This window comes from uncultured Oscillibacter sp. (genome assembly GCF_910587525.1).
Classification (GTDB): Bacteria; Bacillota; Clostridia; order Oscillospirales; family Oscillospiraceae; genus Oscillibacter.
This window is the reverse complement of sequence record NZ_CAJULS010000153.1, coordinates 1-4,678: the sequence shown is the minus strand read 5'-3', so window position 1 is coordinate 4,678 and position 4,678 is coordinate 1. Positions and strand designations below refer to the sequence as shown.

7 protein-coding genes are annotated in these 4,678 nt (G+C 64.6%); 4 read left to right on the top strand and 3 right to left on the bottom strand.

All coding sequences use genetic code 11. The features are described from left to right. The 3 genes from QZ326_RS11280 to QZ326_RS11270 form a co-directional block, all read right to left on the bottom strand. Nucleotides 1-430 (bottom strand): LrgB family protein (locus QZ326_RS11280; protein ID WP_295745232.1); only part of this gene is annotated, 430 nt, incomplete at its 3' end. Continuing rightward, on the bottom strand, nucleotides 423-788 hold the full coding sequence (locus QZ326_RS11275; RefSeq protein ID WP_295745231.1) for a CidA/LrgA family protein: 366 nt from the start codon (nucleotides 786-788) through the stop codon (nucleotides 423-425). The genes QZ326_RS11280 and QZ326_RS11275, both read right to left, overlap by 8 nt. A 135-nt stretch (nucleotides 789-923) precedes the next feature. Beyond that, nucleotides 924-1,145: a hypothetical protein gene (locus tag QZ326_RS11270; RefSeq protein ID WP_295745229.1), complete on the bottom strand. Its 222-nt coding sequence runs from the start codon at nucleotides 1,143-1,145 to the stop codon at nucleotides 924-926. Between the two features lie 173 nt (nucleotides 1,146-1,318). Between QZ326_RS11270 and QZ326_RS11265 the strand changes: the two genes are divergently transcribed. The 4 genes from QZ326_RS11265 to dut all read left to right on the top strand — a co-directional run bounded on the left by QZ326_RS11265 (nucleotide 1,319) and on the right by dut (nucleotide 4,564). Continuing rightward, entirely contained in the window at nucleotides 1,319-1,534 is a 216-nt protein-coding gene (locus QZ326_RS11265; protein WP_295745227.1) for a hypothetical protein, read from the top strand. Between the two features lie 105 nt (nucleotides 1,535-1,639). Beyond that, the gene (zapA, locus tag QZ326_RS11260) at nucleotides 1,640-1,954 is read left to right on the top strand and encodes a cell division protein ZapA (RefSeq protein ID WP_295745225.1); all 315 of its coding nucleotides are present in this window, start codon (nucleotides 1,640-1,642) and stop codon (nucleotides 1,952-1,954) included. Beyond that, nucleotides 1,954-4,059 (top strand): U32 family peptidase, encoded by a 2,106-nt coding sequence (locus QZ326_RS11255; RefSeq protein ID WP_295745224.1) that lies wholly within the window; start codon nucleotides 1,954-1,956, stop codon nucleotides 4,057-4,059. Before zapA ends, QZ326_RS11255 begins: the two co-directional genes overlap by 1 nt. A 58-nt stretch (nucleotides 4,060-4,117) precedes the next feature. Beyond that, nucleotides 4,118-4,564, top strand: a complete 447-nt coding sequence (dut, locus tag QZ326_RS11250) for a dUTP diphosphatase (protein WP_295745222.1) — start codon at nucleotides 4,118-4,120, stop codon at nucleotides 4,562-4,564. The last annotated feature ends 114 nt before the right edge of the window (nucleotides 4,565-4,678 follow it).

Here is a 4,678-nt window from a genome sequence, read left to right as displayed (position 1 = left end):
CCTGGCTGAGCCCCTTGCCGATGGCGGTGGTGATGGACTTGGGCAGCAGGGTGATGTAGGCCGCCCCGTCCATTTTGTAGAGGACCAGCATCAGCGCGCACCCGGCCATGTGGGCGGCGACCCCCGCCGCGCAGCCCGCCAGCACCGCCGCCCCGTTTTTCCGCAGCAGGGCGAACTGCCGGTACAGGGGGATGGCCAGGCAGATGGTGGCCGGCGTCAGCAGAAACTCCAGCTTGTCCGCCCCGCTCTCATAGAACGTCCCGTACTCCGTCCCTGTCCCCACCAGCACCGCCCCGCAGGCCAGTGTGGCGAACAGCAGCGGGTTGCACACCTCCCGCCCCATCCTTCCGTTGATCCACCGGGCCGCCAGAAAGGAACCCAGGCAGAGAAGCAGCCCGAAGTAGTCCGAATAGGCAAAGTACTCACCCACGCTTCCCGTCCCCCTTCCCTCTCCGGATTCCCGCCTGGGCCACCCGACCCGTGACGGCCATCACCGCCGCTGTGCCGATAAATCCCATTATCAGCACCGGCGCCAGCATCTCCCCGATGGTGTCCGCCGCCGTCAAAAAGCTCACCGACGCCGGCACCAGCAGCAGCGGCATCAGCTCCAGCAGCAGCCCCCCCACGTCCTCTACCTCCTCCAGCCGCAGAACCCCGCCCTTGAGCAGCCCAAACAGCAGGATCAGCCCATAGATACTCGCCGGCACCGGCAGCGGTACCACATACTTGATTCCCTCCGCCGCTGCGGTCACGGCGGCGATGATGACGGCTTGCTTCAGGTATTTCATGGCTGGTTACTCTTTTCTGTCGGTATTCATTCTTTTTCTTGAAAGAAAAAGAATCAAAAAGAACTTTTAATAGCACTCTGGGCGGGTCTATTGGGGGCTCTTTTAAGCCCTGCGGTGCCTGCGGGAGGCCCGGCTCTACCGAATCTCCATCCCCGTGTCGTTGAGCACAAACACGCCCTCGAACCTGGCGTCGCATGCCTTGGCAATGGCCGCCAGATCGCTTTCGCTGAGGTTGTCATGTCTGATTTTCCGCCCGATATTCTGCCCGGATGTGGGCGGATCCATCCTCTCGCCCAGCGCGGACAGCGTCAGTCCCCTCGCCGCCATCAGCATTTTTACCTTGACTGCCATTCCCATTTTAACTGACCTCCTGCAACGTATGTGTTGTTAATATAGCGGAAAATCTTTGCAAAATCAACTGATTTGTTTCTTCGTGTATTGACAAAAGAATGAATAGTGACTACAATACACCTCATATGAATCTAAAGAAAACAGAAATGATTCAAATTTTTTATGGAGGAAACAAACCGATGGACGACATGACGAAATTTCTGCGCCGCGCGAATCTGAAGCAGCTTGCCTGCTGCTTCACGAACCTGGACCTTCCCATTGAGGAGGATCTGCCCCCCGACCGCACGGCGGAGGAGCTGAGCGACGCCGCCCGCTGGGTGGGGCTCCTCGACGGCATGCGGGTTGGGGCCCGCCTGGTTCTCAGCCTCACCGGCGGCGCGCCCCCCGTCTGCTGATGTCTGCTGAGAATTTACTGTTCCTTTACACATTTCCAATTGCTTTTCTGGGAGAATCTGCTATACTTTAGAATGCAAAATCATGTACAGAGGGAGGACGCGAGAATGGCGAATCGGATTACAGTCAGCATCTGCGGCGACGACTACACCCTCATGGCGGAGGAGAGCCCCTCCTACATGCAGAAGGTGGCCGCCATGGTGGACGCGGAGATGGGGGAGATCATGGCCTCCGGCCGTGTGGGCCGTCTGGACGCGGCGGTTCTGGCCGCCGCCAATCTGGCCGACCAGCTTCTCAAGCAGCAGGCCAGCACGGAGAACCTCCGCAGCCAGCTCAAGGACTATCTGGACGACGCCAACAAGGCTAAGAGCGAGCTCAGCGAGTGCCGCCGGGAGCTGTTCAAGCTCCAGCAGAAGAAGTGATGGAGCTCTTATCGCCCGCCGGCCACTGGGAGGCCATGGTGGCCGCCGTTCAGAACGGGGCGGATTCCGTCTACTTGGGCTGCGGCGAACTCAACGCCCGCCGCGGCGCGAAGAACTTCACCGCCGAACAGCTGCCCCAGGCGGTGGACTACTGCCACATCCGCGGCGTAAAAGTGTATCTGACCCTGAACACCCTCCCCTCGGACCGGGAGCTGGCAGCGGCGGCGGACATGCTGCGTCTGGCCTCCCGCTGCGGCGTAGACGGTGTGATTGTCCAGGACTGGGGCCTGGCGGCCCTGGCCCGGACCATGTTCCCGGACCTGCCCCTCCACGGCTCCACCCAGATGACGGTCCACACCCTCTCCGGCGTGGAGCGTGCGGCGGAGCTGGGCATGGGCTGTGTGGTCCTGGGCCGGGAGCTGGACCGGGACAGCGTGGCCCGCATCTGCGCCCGCAGTCCCATCGCCATTGAGGTCTTTGCCCACGGGGCCCTGTGCATGTGCTGGTCCGGCCAGTGCGCCATGAGCGCCCTCATTGGCTCCCGCAGCGGCAACCGGGGCCTGTGCGCCCAGCCCTGCCGTCTGCCCTGCCGTGTGGACGGCGGCCCTGTCTCCCACCCGCTCAGCCTGAAGGACGCCTGTCTGGCCGGCCATCTCCGGGATATGCGGGACATGGGCGTCTCCATTCTGAAGCTGGAGGGCCGCATGAAGCGCCCGGAGTACGTGGCGGTGGTCACCCGGATCTACGCGGATCTTCTCCGGGAGGACCGCCTCCCCACCTCCCGGGAGCTGGACCGTCTGGCCCTGGCCTTCTCCCGCGATGGCTTCACCGACGCCTACTGGCAGGGCCGCCCCGGCCCCCAGATGTTCGGCGTTCGCTCTGAGAGCGCCCCGGACCCCTTCGCTCTTTTCCAGGAGGCCCGCAATGCCTACAACCGTGAGGACAGCCGCACCGTCCCCGTGACCATGGCGGCGGAGCTGCGCGCGGGCATCCCCTGCCGCCTCACGGTCTCCGGCCCCGGCGGCCAGACCGCCGCCGCCCAGGGCCCCGTCCCCGCCCCCGCACACACCCGCCCCCTGGACCCGGAGGAGGTCCGCGCCCGTCTGGCCAAGACCGGCGGCACCCCCTTCCGCCCGGAACGTGTGGACCTGACCCTGGATCCCGGCCTCTCCCTCCCGGTCCGGGAGATCAACGCCCTCCGACGGGAGGCCCTGGACCGTCTGGCGGCCCTCCGCGCCGCCCCCCCGTCCCGCCGGGAGAACCCGGCCCCCCCGCCCCCGGAGGACCGCTCCCCTGTGGAGGAACCGGCCTTTACAGTCTCTCTCACCTCGGCCTCCCAGCTGACCCCGGCCCTTCTGGAGCTAACCCCGGCCCTGGTGTGTCTCCCGGCGGAGCGCATAGAGGATTTTACCGCTCTCCCCTCTCTCCGCGACCGGGCCCCCCGCACCGCCTTCTGCGCCGTCCTCCCCCGCATCTGCAAGGACAGCGAGCTCCCCGCCCTGCTCCCCCTTCTGGAGCGGGCCAAGGCCCTGGGCTGCACCTCCCTGGAGGTCCAGAACATCGGCCAGCTCCCCCTGGCGGACCGCCTGGGCCTGCCCCCCCGAGGCGGCCTGGGCCTGAACGTGTTCAACAGCCGCTCCCTGGAGCAGCTGCGCGCCTGGGGCCTGGAGAGCGCCCTTCTCTCCTTCGAGCTGCGCTGGGAGCAGCTCCGCGATCTCCGCAAGCCCCTCCCCTGCGAGGCCCTGGTCTACGGCCGCCTCCCTCTGATGGTGACGGAGAACTGCCTGATTGCCAACCACCAGGGCGGCTGTACCGCCCGGAACCTCCGGGGCCCCTGTCTCGGCCCCCACACCCTCACGGACCGGAAGAACGAGGTGTTCCCCCTGCTCCCCGTCTTCGGCTGCCGCACGGAGATCATCAACAGCGTCCCTCTCTTCCTGGCGGACAAACCGGACTACCGCCGCTGCGGCCTCACCTGGGCCCGTCTGCGCTTCACCACGGAGACTCCGGACCAGTGCGTCCGTATGCTCGCGCGCTATAGCGGACAGAATGAGGACATTCCCCCCGCCTACACCCGGGGACTTTTCTACCGCGGCGTGGAATAAATGAAAACTTTTCGTATAATGAATGACAGAAGATACGTTATGTAGAGGTACAAACCCCATGAAACTCCAGATCAAGCCACTTTCGCCCATGATTGGGCGGGAGATTCCCATGCCCTACTACGCGACGCCCGGTGCGGCGGCCCTGGATCTCCACGCCTGCATTGACCGGCCGGTGACCATCCCCGGCGGCGGGCAGGTTCTTCTGCCCACGGGTCTGGCGGTGTCCATCCAGGAGAACCATGTGGGCATTGTGGCCATCCGCAGCAGCATGGGCATCCGCCACGGGATCACTCTCTCCAACGGCATCGGCGTGATAGACAGCGACTACCGGGGTCCTCTCCACGTAGGTTTGCACAATCTGAGCAAGACGCCCTATACCGTCCGGCCTGCAGACCGGATCGCCCAGCTGATGATTGTGCCGGTGACCCGCCACGAGGTGGAGGTTGTTGAGGAGTTGGATGATACGCCGCGAGGAGCAGGGGGATTTGGTTCTACCGGGAGATAAGCCGTCGCGCCCCCGGGGCCGTCATTCGGACTTCGACCGCCCGACCGGCCCGGCGGCCGCAAGCCGCCCTGTTACTTTTTGTGCAAACAAAAAGTAACCAAAAAGTTGCCAAAA

Excerpts from the sequence above, each read along its gene's own strand:
- QZ326_RS11270 (WP_295745229.1), bottom strand. The coding sequence starts at position 1,145 with ATGGGAATGGCAGTCAAGGTAAAAATGCTGATGGCGGCGAGGGGACTG.
- zapA (WP_295745225.1), top strand. The coding sequence starts at position 1,640 with ATGGCGAATCGGATTACAGTCAGCATCTGCGGCGACGACTACACCCTC.
- QZ326_RS11265 (WP_295745227.1), top strand. The coding sequence starts at position 1,319 with ATGGACGACATGACGAAATTTCTGCGCCGCGCGAATCTGAAGCAGCTT.
- QZ326_RS11275 (WP_295745231.1), bottom strand. The coding sequence starts at position 788 with ATGAAATACCTGAAGCAAGCCGTCATCATCGCCGCCGTGACCGCAGCG.
- QZ326_RS11255 (WP_295745224.1), top strand. The coding sequence starts at position 1,954 with ATGGAGCTCTTATCGCCCGCCGGCCACTGGGAGGCCATGGTGGCCGCC.
- dut (WP_295745222.1), top strand. The coding sequence starts at position 4,118 with ATGAAACTCCAGATCAAGCCACTTTCGCCCATGATTGGGCGGGAGATT.